Raw genomic sequence first — 14,090 nt, 5'->3', positions numbered from 1 at the left:
GGTGGATAACGGATACGGAGGGCGGCCGTTCTCGCCCTTGGGGTAATAGCGGGCGATCTTCTTTTCCATGCGTTTCCATGGGATCAGCTTATCCATTCGCTCCAGAAAGATTTCCCGGCGGGTCTTACGCTTCTTATTCTGGTATTCAGCTTCGGAGAAAGTCATCTGATCCATGGATAGTATTCCTGATGAGTGAAGTTGGCCGTATTATGACTGATTTGGGGAGTTATTCAGAGCCTCCCTATTTGTTTTATTGGTATTTTTTATAACTTTCGCGCAAATTAAAAAGTGCAAAAGCAGAGCGTCAACGACAGCCAAACAATACAGAACAAATTATCTCTTTGGGAGTTTAATACCATTTTCAAAAGCAATTTTATTGGGATTATTTAACCAATTATTCATCTCACATATATAAGAAAACTATAGATAGATATAAATAATTTCATCTAGTCCTATATATAGACTCGATTAACATAACATTGATTCTTTTTATCAAATCTAAACAACGTTAAATATTTATCGTGACAGAAAAACACGTAATAGCGATAACGCACCAGGCAAATTGAAGACATCCTGCCACCTACAGTCAAAGCCGTATCTTCGCCTCATTACACAACTTTAATATGAGCCACAGGGTCTCATTAATGCGCCCAAACCTAGACTTTTGTCTGTACCAATAACCAACTTTTCTGTGTTCTTTATGCTGCCCAGTCCTATATCGCCTGGCGAAAACAAAGAATTGGCAGACCTTCTCATTCACCCGACCTACCTATTGATAGACTAACAATACTGTCTGTAGATAAATGCGGAGATTGGGGCGATGAGGTTTTTGGTGCAATCACTGTCGCAAGGACAGCCTTTGTGACTTCTTTGGGACATACAATGGGTTCCTAAGAGGCTATTCCAGCCTAAGACATCTTATCCCCGGTTGCTTTATTCAGCCCTGTTCGCATCTCATAGCCGCCCTGTTCCGGCATTTTATCGCTGCCTTCCCTTCCCCTGACGACCGTTTCCATGGTTTCCACCAATCTTTGCAGAATCCGATAGACCACTGTTACTGAAAAGCCGCACAACATCGCAATGGCAGGCTTGCCAAATTCAGACATGCTTCCTTCATTGAAAATAGTACTGGGTAACAGTTCGACGATGATAATTCCGGCAATCATGCCGAGAATAATACGAGTCCAATAGTCGGAATCATAGCGAGGATCATAGGTTGCTTTTGCAATGTAGCTGTTGGCCTGAAACAGCGCAAAGAAAGAAGCCCCCAGGCCAGCACAAGAGAGTATAAAAATCTCATTCAGTACCAGCACATCCCCCTCAGAGGCCAGCAACCCGGCATTCAGCTCCTGCAGGTTGACCGACCCGCTCATAGAAACTGTCAGCAGTGCAGTAAGAAATACAATCGCGGTAATTGTTAATCGACGAATGAGAGGTACTGGCCCCAGTATATTGGCGAGACTGCGCTCACTTCCGTCAGACTCCAGCATCAGAATCGCTTTGGGGGTTGATGGGGCAACCACCTTTGACAAAGCCAGATGAATATCCACCAGCTCCTCGGCCTGATCGACTGTTATTCTTTTTTCCAGATTGCTCTTTAGCTGGGTAAGCTTCGCAATCAGAGTTGAATTCACATCCAGACCATTGGCGAGAATATGCTTGGCCATCGCGCGGCATTCACATACCAGTTGACGAATCAAGTGCACGTCCAGGCTTTCATCTTCTTTTTCCGGTTCAGGCTTAGGTGTAGGTGTAACTCGTGGGAGATCTTTCTCTATGCTGCTCATAGTGGGCATCCCTTCGCTGGCGGTTATTTCCCGTTCTTTATCGAGATTAGCACAAAACGAACAACCTACCGCTTTTGAAGCCAGCAGAATGTGTGGATTTCCACCCAGAAGAGATCTTTAATCAGGCGAAAAACCACACAACCCCGGCTTTCCCGGATTTCCCACCCCAAACCTATACACTTGTTTTTATAGGGCTTTCACTTTGTTTTTATACTTTGGTCTAAGTATTGCTCATTAATCCAGGCACCCGTTAACAACAATAACCTGTTCGGAGCACAAGATGTTAAAGCTTGAACATAAACTGGGAGTCGCCGGTAAAGTATTATCCGCTCCCATTGCCATTCTGCTGCTGTTTGCTCTGGTCATCATACTGACTGTGGAGCAGCTCTCTCTGTTGGATTCCAATATCAAAAAGGTCGCTACTGAGCTGGCCCCCGACACTGCGATTGCCACCGAAGCCGTCGTCAGTATTTATCGGATGAGACTATTGGTGAACGATTATCTTCGCTCCGGTAAGGAAGAGGTATTGTCGGCATATGAGGACGCTCAGAATCATTTTCGCAAAACCATCGATAAGGCCCGGAACACATTCACAGGGCCAGAACAGGCGGCGTTGGTCGACCAAATAGACTCCGCTGCCAACCACTATCACCAAGTGTTTATGCTGGAGGTAGTTCCAGCCAGCCGCGAAGTCAGGATGATCAAGGAACAGGATCTGGATATCCTGGGTCCCAGGGCAACACAGGTACTTGGAGTGTCTTTCGATATCGTCTTGGATGCGGATGAGAAGAGGCTATCCCAAGCCATTAAACAGCTTCAGGACCAGACGATGGAAATGAGAATTAATCTGCAAAGGTATTTCACCTTGCGAGATGAAACCTCCAAGAACACGCTGCTGCAGCTTCTGGAAAAATTGAAGCGAAACGGAAAAATCGTGAATCTCAGGGCCTCCTCATCAAACACCCGGGAAGATATTGAAAAAGCCGTTAATGACTTAAGCCTGTTCGGAGAAAAAGTCCAGGAGCTGATCACACGTCAAAGCGTGGTGGCCGAGGCCAAAACCAACATCTTGGATGTACAGGGGCCAAAAATCGCCACCCTGGCACAGGACCTGGAAGCCGCTGTCTTTAAAACCATGGGCCAAATCGCTCACAAGGCAGACGAGGATGCCGCAAGCGCTTTAACCTTTATTATCTCAGCCTTTGTTCTGTCACTTGTTATCGGGCTGTCCATTTCCGTCCTGATGGCCAGGTTCGTCACCCGGCCTGTCGCTCGCGCCCGCAAGGAAATGCTTCGGTACCTGCAGGATATCGCCAGTAACGAAGGCGTGCTTTCCACACGGTTAACGAAAGGACGCTCGGATGAAGTCGGTGATTTTATCGATGCGGTTAACCAATTCCTGGAAACTCTGGAAAATGTGATCACCCGAGTCGTTGCGTCCTCCAAGGAGCTGGCCGATCAGTCATCCAAACTGGGAGAGATTACCTTCCGTACAGAGCAGAATTCTGATGCCCAACGCGAGAAAACCGAGCAGGTATCTGTGGCCATGCAGGAAATGGTCTCCACTTGTCAGGAAATGGCAGAAAGCACCAATAAAACTGCCTCCGAGGCGTCAGAAGCCTCCAGTATCGCTGAGCAGGGCCAACAAACCGTAACTCGTACCATAGAAGTTGTCGCAGAATTGGTCTCACAGATCAACTGCGCCTCTGATACCGTCACCCAACTTAAAGCTCAATCTGATGATATCGGTAGAGTTCTGGACGTCATTCGTAGTGTCGCCGAGCAAACCAACTTGTTAGCCCTTAACGCAGCCATTGAGGCCGCCCGTGCTGGCGAAGCAGGACGAGGATTTGCTGTTGTTGCCGATGAAGTCAGAGGGCTCGCGCAGCGGGTACAAGATTCCACTGGTGAAATCGAAAATATTGTGTACACACTCAACAAGGGGTCGGATGAGGCAGTCAGCGCAATGACGGAATCTCAGAAGAGAGCCGATGTCAGCCGACAGGAAGCCGCCTCTGCAGGCATGGCTTTATCCAAGGTATTGGAAGCGGTCTTCAATATCACGGATATGACAACGCACATTGCCAGCGCCACAGAAGAACAACGAGCCACCGCTGAGGAAACCACCCGAAATGTGACGCAGACCAGTGATGCCATTGAGCTTCTGGCAGATGACATCAATCTGGTAAATCAATCCAGTCAACAGCTGGCAAAAATGAGCCAGCACCTATCAGAGGTTGTTGGCAGCTTTAAGGTCTGACAGGGTGTTTGAGCCTGTTAATCAATTTCATGAGCTTAATCATAAAAGCTATTTCCTCTGTTTCGGGGCTAACTGAATCTCTGTTAGCCCCGATTCGCACGCTCTGTATCACTACAGGCTTGAACGCTAGTGAAGACGCCCCCACATATAAGTGTCAATAGGAGTACTAATATTCGGATTCGGTACAGGACGAGATATAGTCACAACTGCCTGGCGCATATCCTGACTGTCACCACTATATAGTCCGTTGTTTGGGCAAAAAAAGTAAAGAGTCCCATTATGTCGGCCAATAGCTACCCAGTGAGACCCCCCACCCGGCATGTTCACACGAAGAGTGATCGCACCATTTTCTTCAATACCACTGGCGATAATCGGAAGTTTGTTTACTCGGTCAAATCTTTCCGCGTGATGAATTGTCAAGCCGTAGGTACTGGCAAAGTTTTCCAGCGGCGCTATCTGATCAACGGCTCCATGACGGAAAAATGTTAGGTATCGACTGTGAGTGGTCATCGCACGTATTAAAAGACTCTGAGTTGAGAGGTCCTGCTGACTCAAAATACGTCGATGAAGAACCAAAGCTTTTACCCATTCAGAGCAAAGCCCGAAACATACGCCTCCCTCATAGCGCCCGTACAACTGAACGTTACGATTGGCGAGCACTGGATTGAACGTCTGTGTTTGACTGAACACAAAAATCGTTTAAAGCATCTTCTGTTTCTCCTGTAGTGGTATCAGTAATCCTACTGGAGAAAGCGCTTTTACCAGTCTGTTATCCTTTACATCGATCGATAGGTAGATGACCTTATCCGCCTTTATGACGGGTTTTCTATATCAGGGTAATGGTACCGATACTAGCGAAGAAAAGCTCCCCGAACACAGGGAGCTTGAGAGAGGCCTATTCAGTTACGAGAGGAATCGATTCCTGTCTACCCCACCAGCTGGTGTTGTAACGAGCAACCAATTGCACCCCTGAGTATGGCTTAAAGGCATGCAACATAATGTGGTAGGTCCCAGCACTGGGACGGCTGTAATAGCAGGTTTCTGTCTGGGTGGTTTTAAATGGGCGACAGTGATAACTGCTCAGTGAGGGCTTTGACTGATACTTCACGTGCATATCCGCATCACCCTGCCCGCCAGTCATCTCAATACGAAGATTAGTGGCACCTGATGGTACAGTGATGTAGAAATTCTTCATATCATCCTGATTGCCTGATAGGTTTCTGTACGCCTGCCCATTAGTCATTGCCCGGCTGCTTTGACTGTTGTCATAGCCCGCATCCAATGTGATGCCGGAATAATTGGAGAAGGCGTGCAACATGACATAGTAGCGTCCGGGCTGTGGTGCGCGGAAATAACAGACTTCTTCCTGCGTGGTCTTGTAAGGGCGACAATCATAGTTATTCAGTGATGGCTTACTGCCCTGCTTGATATGCATATCCAGGTCTCCTCGACCACCAGTAATTCTGAAATACAGATTTGTTGAACCGGCCGGAACATCCATCACGTAGTATTCGGCATTTCCCTTGGTTGCCGAAAGATTGCGGATGACGTCGCCATCGTTCAGGGTTTTCACGTCATCAGAACCTGGATCAGGATCAGTCGGGTCTGTCGGATCACCGGAATCCGGCACACCAGAGTTATAGATGGAACGGTTGGTACAATATTTGGAACCGTTCTTACTGAGCCAGAAGTAGCTACAGTTTCCATCATAGCTGTAACGACCGGTTTTCACCTGATAACCAGAAAGAGCAACGCCGTCCAGATGAAAGTAGCTGCCGTTATATTTCAGGCTAAAGTGCTGGTGAGGCCCGGTAGAACTGCCGCCATCACAAAGCGCCTGGGAGCGATTGTTGGCATAATTCGCCAGCTTTTGGTTTCGGGAGACCGTGGTCCGGTTGGAAAACTGTACATTATCCAGGTGATAGTAGGTGGTCGACCAGCCACCTTCATGAAGCACTTCCACAAAACAGGAGGAGTGTCGAATCGCCGTTCCTCCGGCAGATGCCGTGGCCCATTTATTGGAGGTATCCGACCCCCAATAACCACCGTTATTCAGGTCCAATGAGGAGAGCGGGTAGCTACCGCTGCCAGTATAGGTGTGCGCACCGCCAAAGTACCAATATTCACCAACAGGAAATGGTAGCTGGAGCATATTGGCGGGAGGCACGGCGTTTTGGGAATATGCGACGAACCGACTGGTCGCTGGCGAGCCTGGTACTTCCTGGCTTTGGTCATTCTGAGTTTGAGGGAACAGGCGGTGATAGACTTCCTGGAAGTCACTGAGATCACTTTCGCCGTCATTTCTGAGCTCCATCGATAAAGACTGAGCAGCAAAGCCGTCCCCCGTAAACTCAAGACTCGCCTGTTCCTGGTCAATCGACTGATAGTAAGATGTGGCCAGACTGGAAGCAATGTCCTGCACCTGCTCACTGAATCCCTGCTGGTCGGACAGATCCCCCATGGGAGCTGTTATTGAAGCCGCTTTGTTGGCGCTCAGCAGACCTGTCTTCATTTCAATCATCGTCAGCAGAACTTTTGGACTCACCGTGGAATAGCCGGCCCAGTGACTGATTATCTCCGCTTTGTCTGCCAGATGCGGAGCATGTTCCTGAAGGTAGGCTTCCACATCAAAATTCAACATTTCCTGGTAGGAATAAATAAACTGGTCATCCGAAATGGCGTTGAATGAATCATTGGCCTGAACCAGGAAAGGTGCCGCACTCAGCACGCAAGCCAGGATAGGTCCCATTTTTTTTCTCATTTCACTTCCCTTTTGGTTTTATCAAGCATCGTTTTATTGAAGATTTTTTGTATAAAAAAACGCCGATTAGTTTGTCGGAAGGAAACGATGAAAGGTATCGGGTAAATGCCCCAGACCGGCTAGAGAAGGCGGTATAGACGAAAGGATCTATTACCTACACCAACTGGGGAGTAGGGATTATGAAGATAGGGGTTATGAAGCAAGTGAATGCCGGAAAATAATACTGATGCCTGATAATTCGATCACCGCATTCTGTCCTCAGGGTGACCTAAAAAAACCACTGTACTTCACCAAAGAACAATCTACCCTGCGAACCAAATTCTGAATTCGTACTCCCGTGAAAAAGGTGCAATCCAGCCCGCAGATACAGATCTTCCATATGTCCGGGAGCGTAGCTCCCCATCGGCCCCACGGCATAGGATTGGTCATCCACATTAAAGAGTACGGTCGCCGAAACATTGGCAAACGGTTCAAATCCGTGGCGAACACTTAGCCCCAGATAACGGGTGGCAAGATCTGTTCGATTTCCCGCCAGATAACCTGAAACATCATACTTCACTGAATCCTGGCTACCATTTCCTCGATAGAGCACTTCTCCTATGAAGGTGGTGTTGCTCGGCAGGGTATAGTTCAGACTGATCACGAGGTCCTGATATTCTTTCTTGCCTTGGTAGGTAGCACTATCAGATTCTCCCTGGACCGAATTATGAGTCGTTTCAAATTTCCAGCCGGCATCCTGCCACTGCCCCGCCATAGCAACACCGGCAGTCGTCACTTCTCCATAATCTGCGATCAATAAATCAATATCGGTGTATTCGTAGGAAGTCCTGTATCTCAATCCACCGGCATCCTCCCGGTTTTCATGCCGGGGAACCGCAACCAGCTCCAGACTGTCGCCCCGTTCAAAATTGTATATCAATTGTAATGCATCAATCCCTTGGCGCTCGTCAGGTTCAATTTGTAGTGGATTGTAGGGGTTAAATCGATCGAAGCTGCTCCAAAGAAAGGTGCGGGACCAATTCAATTGTTGTCGCCCAAACCGAATATCCATAGCGCCTATCGGATATTGCAGATAGCCACGATACATCCCGTGCCGACCTTCTTCGTCCTTCCTTTCATGCCAGGTTCTCTGCAAATGCCAATAAGGACTCTCCTGCAGCGCTTGCTGCAATTCATATTGATCTGTTCCCAGATAGCCTCCGGAGAGCCATTCGAGGTCATAACTGAGATAAACGTGAAAGTCATTCAGCGTATCGCGCCAGGTGGTTCGCAGGCGCTGGAGACCATAACTTTCCCTGCTCCGCTCCCCTATCACTGTTTCAGTGGAGAGCCATAACGATTTGATGTAACCGGAAATCTCTGCCCGTAAGGGCATCGGAGCCAGAATCAGTATGCCTATGCATATCCCCATCGCTGATGGCCGAAAGCCTTTCTGCGCAGTTTTTGTTGTCCGGATTGCTACCCGTGTTCTGACAAACTCAGTGACCATGCAACGCCTCTTTCGGGCGAAGCCTGGAGGCTTTGATGGCTGGATATACGGAGACAAGCGCTCCCAGAATATAAAGGAGGATGGTCGGAATAATCAGATTCCCTGCAATCAGAACAGGAAAAACCTTGTCTGTCATACCGGGTATCGCTGCCATGCTGTCGAAGAATGCCGATAAATCGATACCCTGAACATGATAGTACTGGGCGAGGAGTATACCGACGACAGCCCCCAATACGATCCCCAGTACACCTAGAATCAATGCTTCATAAAGGACCGTTATCAACACCTGGCGAGGAGTGGTTCCCAAGGCCAACAACACACCAAATTCTCTGGTGCGCTCCAGTACCGACATCAGCATGGTGTTCATAACACCAATGCCAACCACCACAAAAATCACAGCCAACACCAGATAAAAGTCCACCCGCGTCATTTCCACCATTTGCACCAACACGGGCATCAGGGTTTCCCAGGGGTGAGCCTTTATCTCCGTCCCCATCAGCTGCTGATTCATTTGAGCGGCGACCGATTGACTATAGTGACGATCCACCAGGCGAACAGCAAGATGCGAAATATCCTGTTCGCCATAGCCAAAAAGTTTTCGGACCTGATCAATCGATGTAAAAACATATCCCCGATCAAACAGCTCACTGCCACTGTAGTAGATGCCGATGACTCGCAGAGCCACGGAAAGTAGTTGTCCCTGGCTGTCCTGAGCGGTGATCACAATTCTGTGACCTACTTCCACTTCCAAGTCTTTCGCCAGGGTTTGACCAATAACAATGCCTTCCCGACCCAGTTTACTTCCCGATAGATAGCTCCCTCGGTTGATCAATGTATGAAGCCGGGTGACCTGCTTTTCCGGTTCTGGCTCAACCCCAACCCATTCCACTGGTAACGATTTCTGAGCACTACCTGCTATCGCCTGAACGATCAGACGAATGCTCGTGGCCTCCACTTCCGGTAGCAGGGTTAGTTGATTCGGAATCTGCCTGCGATCTATCACCGTTTCTTTCCTGCCACTTTTCCCTGCACTCACCTGCACATGGCCCGAAAGCAATTGGGTGGAGTTCGTAATCATCTGTTCGAAAAAGCCGTCAGCAAAGGCATAGAGGAAGATAAACGCCGCCATACCAAAAGCCGTTGCGCCACCAGTCAAAAAAGATCGCTTGGGATTACGAAAGAGATTTCTCCAGGCCAATCGAAGCCAGAGCATATTGGCGGGAAAATGAATCAGGCGCTCCATCCATCCGGCGAGCCGTTCTCTCGGCGCTATCCCTCTAATGGCCTGTACCGGATCAAGTTGAGAGGCACGCCAGGCAGGAAACTGTGCAGGAACGATGCACACAATGAATACGACCGCTGAGACCAGTAAAATATGGTCAACACGCATCAGTGGATACACGATGCCGGACAATCCCGGCATTGTTTCCATTGCTTCGGTATACATGGACAGATCTATCCCCTCCCTGGCCCAGTAACCGGTAAACCCAATTCCCAGAACATTCCCAATGATCAATCCTAGTACCGCCAAAAGTATGGATTCCCACTGTACAAGCAGGACGATGTCCAGGCTTTGAGTTCCAAGCGCCCGCATCACACCGAACTCCCTCATCCGCTCCAACACAGACATCAACAACGTATTGGCAATTCCCGCAGCGACGACAACAAATACCACCAGCAAAACAACGTAAGCCACCGCCTCATGAAACTCCACAGCCTGGACCACAGAAGGCAACAAGCGAAACCAGGGCAGGATTTCGTAGCCCGCCCCCAGTTGGGCTGCCAATTTCTCAGCGGTGTCTTCGACTTCCTGCCGGTTTACCAGACGTATTACCCAGGAAGTATACTGCCCCCAAAGGGAATACAACTCCTGGGCGTCACCTATCGGGATAATCAGAAGATTCTCATCCAGCTTGTCGATACCCGTATTAAGCAGGCCCACAATATGGAAGCGATCGGCCCCGATAGATCCGTCAGAAGCCTGTACGATTAAATCGAGCGTTTCGCCAACATCGACATTCAGATCCCTGGCCAGGTTGTCCCCCACGACTACTTCCAGAGGTTGCCCGCTGAGGTATCTTCCGCTGATAAGCGTCTTGTGCAAGGTCGTTACTTCCCGCTCTGTGTCCGGATCAACACCAAAGACCAATACAGTGGAAGAGTTTTTCTGGCTGCTGACCAGGGCCGTTGCCTCCACCCTTGCAGTAGAGGCCGTCACCCCGGAAATCTGGTTGATATCTAATGACTGGCTGGCCGGTATAGACAGAGCAAGCACCTTGTTCTGATGATACCCCTGACGATGGATTTTAATGTGTCCACTCAGATACTGAATATTGTTCACTATCATCTGTTCGTTCATGCCGTCGATAAACGCCCAGATAAATATCAAGGCCCACACGCCCACCGCTATGGCCGCCAGTGTGATGATCGACCGTCGGGGATTGCGCCAGATATTACGCAGTGCCAGATTCAGCATCGGAATTCACGCTGACAGAAAGATTTCCCATTGCAGGCTTCCGCTCTTCCCTGGCAATACGGCCGTCCTTCAGATGGACAACACGATTGGCCCGTTCCATCACCATAGGATCGTGAGTGGAAAACAGAAAGGTTATTCGATGCTGGTCATTTAGCTGATGCATCAGATCAAGAAGAGACGCCCCGGTCTTGCTATCCAGGTTCGCAGTAGGTTCATCTGCCAACACGATCGCCGGCCGGCTCACAATTGCCCTGGCAACAGCGACTCTTTGCTGTTGGCCGCCGGACAATTCCATCGGCCTTCTGTGCTCCATCGAAGCCAACCCAACCTCAGCCAGAGCCTGTTTAGCCCGAAGCTGTCGTTCCTTTGCACTGACCCGTTGCAGCATCATCACATACTCAACATTCTCCTGGGCAGACAATACGGGTATCAGGTTATATTCCTGGAAAACGAAACCTATCTTCCATAACCGAAGTTCGGTCAGGGATTTACGATCCAGATCGGTAATCGAACGACCTTCGATCGTAATCGTTCCGGTATCAGGATGATCAAGCCCTCCAATCTGGTTCAGCAGCGTGGTTTTTCCGGATCCTGATGGCCCGACCATGGCCGTAAACTCGCCCTTCTCAATATCCAGATCCACATTGTCCAGGGCTTTGATTCTGGCTTCTCCTGACAGGAAAAACCGGGAAACCTGTCTGACTTCAACAATCGCCATCTGGCTAACCCTCTTTTCAGTATTCCTTTGTTTCAGTATCAGCTCGTTTCAGTAGCAGATCATTTCAATGAGGGGTTACTACCAATCTGTCCTGCGCAGATTCCGATCACTGAAAACAGCAGCATCAATAGGCCGGTCAAACGTAATATCCTTGAGTTCGACCACTGTCTTTTTATTGTCCTCATCCAGCGGTCTCATCTGCCATCGGGTTGGCATCAGCCTGCCATCCATGGATTGCACGTCACCGAATGTCAGTTCTCTAACGGCTTTCCCCGCATCATCAAAGTACACCTGTTTCACAGGAATTCCAGTGTCTCCGTGGACCCAGGATTCAATTTTGCCCCACACGACTGCCGCATCAGGTTTGGGAGTTGACACAATGTGCAACACATCCCCCTTAACCCTATCGTTATCCGCCTCTGTGTGCTCAATCTCTTCCCCTGCCTTTTCCACCAGATTGTGGTGATAGTCATTAATCAGGCTGCTTTGTTTGACCAGGTCGTCATTGCTGAAGTCTGAGCCCATCCAAGGCTGTAACATCATAGATGGGGGGATTTTGACAATCCGGTCAATCTTGGGAATATAATTCCACATCTGGGATCCCTTGCGCAGCGAACCTATGCCTCGTTCCTTCTTGGGAGATAATACCCGGATAAAAGTATTGTCCGGACGTTGCATCCACACATCCAATTCCAGAGTCCGGCTCCAATAGGGGGTTTCGATGGTCATCACGAAACGCCCTTGGTTGGTATCCGACCAAAGTAATGCCTCCATTCGTGCGATGACGGCTTTAGCTTCCGCCGCCTCAACGATGCTGCTGACGATATAAAAGAGCAGCCCGATCATTGCCTTTCGGTATGACGACATGATTAAAGTTCCTCTGGTCGGTTTGCTTCCGGTATCATAGCCTGCAACAGGCAACCGCTTTCCAATCACCAGGAGAATACGCTTTGGTGCTCTCCAGTACTTTGCTGGGAAGAAATCAGACATCGTGTATTCCTTTTTTCTCCCTGTTGTGTGGTTTATTAGTAGCCTTACGATGAAACCGAGGGATAAAGCGTGGTGTTTCTGCCATATAATCCTGATATTCCTTCCCGAACTCTTCCAGGGCCATTTTCTCCTCTCGTAGTGCCAAACGTACGTATATGAATACCATGATGGGAAAAAGCACCAGTGTCGGTATGGTGGGCCACTGCATTAGGAAACCAAACATGATCATGACAAAAGCCACATATTGGGGGTGCCTGCACCGGGCATACCACCCGGTGTGAGCCAGTGAATAGGATTGTTGGGCTTGATGAAGAACACGCCAGGCGCTGGCTAACAGAAAGAAACCTAAAACGATGATCAGGTTGCTTAGAATGTGCAAAGGATCAAAATGAGGATTACCTTCAAACCCCAGGAATGTGTGTAGCAAGTGCCCATTATTGTGGGCCAGGAAGTCAACTCCCGGGTACCTTTCCGACAACCAAACGGAAAGGAAGTATATCGTTAGCGGAAAACCATACATTTCCGTAAATAGCGCCACAATAAAGGCGGAAAAGGCACCAAGACTTCGCCAATCGGACCTGGTTCTCGGTTTAACGAAGCTGAACGCAAAGAAAATAAATATCGCTGAGTTCAATATGACCAACGACCATAAGCCATAGTCACCGTTCATGGCGTTGGTCCTCTTCATTATGTTTTTGAATATCCTTTTTGGCATCCTCATAACCACGACGATAGTCATCCATCTTCACCATATTCTCATCCTTCGAATGCTGATGACTACCATGTCCACGATGCATAAAAATATGCATCAACGGACAAAGCAGAATAAGCAGATAAGGCAAAGCCTGAAAAAGATGCTGCCGATGTTCAATCATTAGAAAATAGCTGGCAACGGCAATGAGGGCTATGGCTGAGAGCCCCTTGGGAGATAACCAGAACGCTTTGGGTGATTTGTTCATATCAACACTCAACTTTTAATAGCCCCGATACCTTTTCATCTGACAATTAAATGGATATTCATTCGGCTTCATCGGAGCTAAATCACCAATGTTGGTTGTCCAAGTGACAATGTCACAATGATATCCATTTCAGGTATGAGCACAGATTCAGAATCCCCTACCTTTGCCTACTCGCATGTCATGATAAAAGTACTGATAAACCTATAGACAAAAAAGCTACCTAATGCTTACTTTTTTATTCAATATAAGGTACGGGGAGGATGGTAGATTGTTTTGGGAATGGCAGAAGCGGTCGATAACTCAATCCAACCCGGCGCTGGCTGGTAAGTTTTGTTCAGCCCCAGAAAGGGACATGGAATAACTGCAGCCCCACCTCCATTGTAAGCGTCCGGTAACCCCATCTTGAGCGCGCTACCAACTGACCTGGATAGTGTCCACTTATTTTTTAGTGGACACTTGTTATGATTGTCATAAGCGCACCTCGCTCCTCCAGAAAACGTCGCCAATATTCCGCAGAATTTAAAGCTAAGATTATTGCTGCCTGCCAACAGCCGGGGGTCTCTGTTTCTGCCATCGCTCTGGATAACGGGCTCAATGCCAATCTGGTTCGACGCTGGATCAGCGACGCGAAGAAACTCGGCTCTACCACG

General features: G+C 48.7%; 12 protein-coding genes. 2 read left to right on the top strand and 10 right to left on the bottom strand.

Annotation, left to right across the window (positions count from 1 at the left end; genetic code table 11):
• The coding region (locus F566_RS38420) for a transposase (protein WP_483788244.1) at window positions 1–165 on the bottom strand (165 nt) is incomplete at its 3' end.
• Between the two features lie 743 nt (window positions 166–908).
• Window positions 909–1,787: a hypothetical protein gene (locus tag F566_RS31575; RefSeq protein ID WP_020405236.1), complete on the bottom strand. Its 879-nt coding sequence runs from the start codon at window positions 1,785–1,787 to the stop codon at window positions 909–911.
• Window positions 1,788–2,067: 280 nt separating this feature from the next.
• On the opposite strand from F566_RS31575, the gene F566_RS0101630 reads away from it, so the two are divergent.
• Window positions 2,068–4,047, top strand: a complete 1,980-nt coding sequence (locus F566_RS0101630; protein ID WP_020405235.1) for a methyl-accepting chemotaxis protein — start codon at window positions 2,068–2,070, stop codon at window positions 4,045–4,047.
• Between the two features lie 126 nt (window positions 4,048–4,173).
• Here F566_RS0101630 and F566_RS0101625 read toward each other — a convergent pair whose 3' ends face one another.
• From F566_RS0101625 to F566_RS38030, 8 genes are all read right to left on the bottom strand, one after another.
• Window positions 4,174–4,737, bottom strand: coding sequence for a hypothetical protein (locus F566_RS0101625; RefSeq protein WP_020405234.1), 564 nt, complete (start codon window positions 4,735–4,737; stop codon window positions 4,174–4,176).
• Between the two features lie 205 nt (window positions 4,738–4,942).
• Entirely contained in the window at window positions 4,943–6,808 is a 1,866-nt protein-coding gene (locus F566_RS0101620; RefSeq protein ID WP_020405233.1) for a pre-peptidase C-terminal domain-containing protein, read from the bottom strand.
• A 268-nt stretch (window positions 6,809–7,076) separates the two neighbouring features.
• Entirely contained in the window at window positions 7,077–8,297 is a 1,221-nt protein-coding gene (locus F566_RS0101615; protein WP_020405232.1) for a hypothetical protein, read from the bottom strand.
• A complete protein-coding gene (locus F566_RS0101610) occupies window positions 8,287–10,773 on the bottom strand; it encodes an FtsX-like permease family protein (RefSeq protein WP_020405231.1) in 2,487 nt (828 codons plus the stop codon). Before F566_RS0101610 ends, F566_RS0101615 begins: the two co-directional genes overlap by 11 nt.
• Window positions 10,751–11,491 carry an ABC transporter ATP-binding protein gene (locus F566_RS31570; RefSeq protein WP_020405230.1) on the bottom strand — a complete coding sequence of 247 codons (741 nt, stop codon included), beginning with the start codon at window positions 11,489–11,491 and terminating at the stop codon, window positions 10,751–10,753. Before F566_RS31570 ends, F566_RS0101610 begins: the two co-directional genes overlap by 23 nt.
• 78 nt (window positions 11,492–11,569) lie before the next feature.
• Window positions 11,570–12,481, bottom strand: coding sequence for an outer membrane lipoprotein-sorting protein (locus F566_RS0101600; protein ID WP_020405229.1), 912 nt, complete (start codon window positions 12,479–12,481; stop codon window positions 11,570–11,572).
• The gene (locus tag F566_RS0101595) at window positions 12,474–13,169 is read right to left on the bottom strand and encodes a methyltransferase family protein (RefSeq protein ID WP_425402003.1); all 696 of its coding nucleotides are present in this window, start codon (window positions 13,167–13,169) and stop codon (window positions 12,474–12,476) included. Before F566_RS0101595 ends, F566_RS0101600 begins: the two co-directional genes overlap by 8 nt.
• Window positions 13,141–13,440, bottom strand: coding sequence for a DUF2933 domain-containing protein (locus F566_RS38030; RefSeq protein WP_020405227.1), 300 nt, complete (start codon window positions 13,438–13,440; stop codon window positions 13,141–13,143). Before F566_RS38030 ends, F566_RS0101595 begins: the two co-directional genes overlap by 29 nt.
• 461 nt (window positions 13,441–13,901) lie before the next feature.
• On the opposite strand from F566_RS38030, the gene F566_RS0101585 reads away from it, so the two are divergent.
• On the top strand, window positions 13,902–14,090 hold a 189-nt coding region (locus F566_RS0101585; RefSeq protein WP_020405226.1), incomplete at its 3' end, for a transposase.

It is taken from the genome of Hahella ganghwensis DSM 17046, assembly GCF_000376785.1.
Lineage (GTDB): Bacteria > Pseudomonadota > Gammaproteobacteria > Pseudomonadales > Oleiphilaceae > Hahella > Hahella ganghwensis.
This window is presented reverse-complemented; position numbering and strand designations above follow the sequence as displayed.

What these genes read in the sequence shown, in the direction of transcription:
- F566_RS31575 (WP_020405236.1), bottom strand. Translation starts at nt 1,787, where the DNA reads ATGAGCAGCATAGAGAAAGATCTCCCACGAGTTACACCTACACCTAAG.
- F566_RS0101630 (WP_020405235.1), top strand. Translation starts at nt 2,068, where the DNA reads ATGTTAAAGCTTGAACATAAACTGGGAGTCGCCGGTAAAGTATTATCC.
- F566_RS0101620 (WP_020405233.1), bottom strand. Translation starts at nt 6,808, where the DNA reads ATGAGAAAAAAAATGGGACCTATCCTGGCTTGCGTGCTGAGTGCGGCA.
- F566_RS0101615 (WP_020405232.1), bottom strand. Translation starts at nt 8,297, where the DNA reads ATGGTCACTGAGTTTGTCAGAACACGGGTAGCAATCCGGACAACAAAA.
- F566_RS0101610 (WP_020405231.1), bottom strand. Translation starts at nt 10,773, where the DNA reads ATGCTGAATCTGGCACTGCGTAATATCTGGCGCAATCCCCGACGGTCG.
- F566_RS31570 (WP_020405230.1), bottom strand. Translation starts at nt 11,491, where the DNA reads ATGGCGATTGTTGAAGTCAGACAGGTTTCCCGGTTTTTCCTGTCAGGA.
- F566_RS0101600 (WP_020405229.1), bottom strand. Translation starts at nt 12,481, where the DNA reads ATGTCTGATTTCTTCCCAGCAAAGTACTGGAGAGCACCAAAGCGTATT.
- F566_RS0101595 (WP_425402003.1), bottom strand. Translation starts at nt 13,169, where the DNA reads ATGAAGAGGACCAACGCCATGAACGGTGACTATGGCTTATGGTCGTTG.
- F566_RS38030 (WP_020405227.1), bottom strand. Translation starts at nt 13,440, where the DNA reads ATGAACAAATCACCCAAAGCGTTCTGGTTATCTCCCAAGGGGCTCTCA.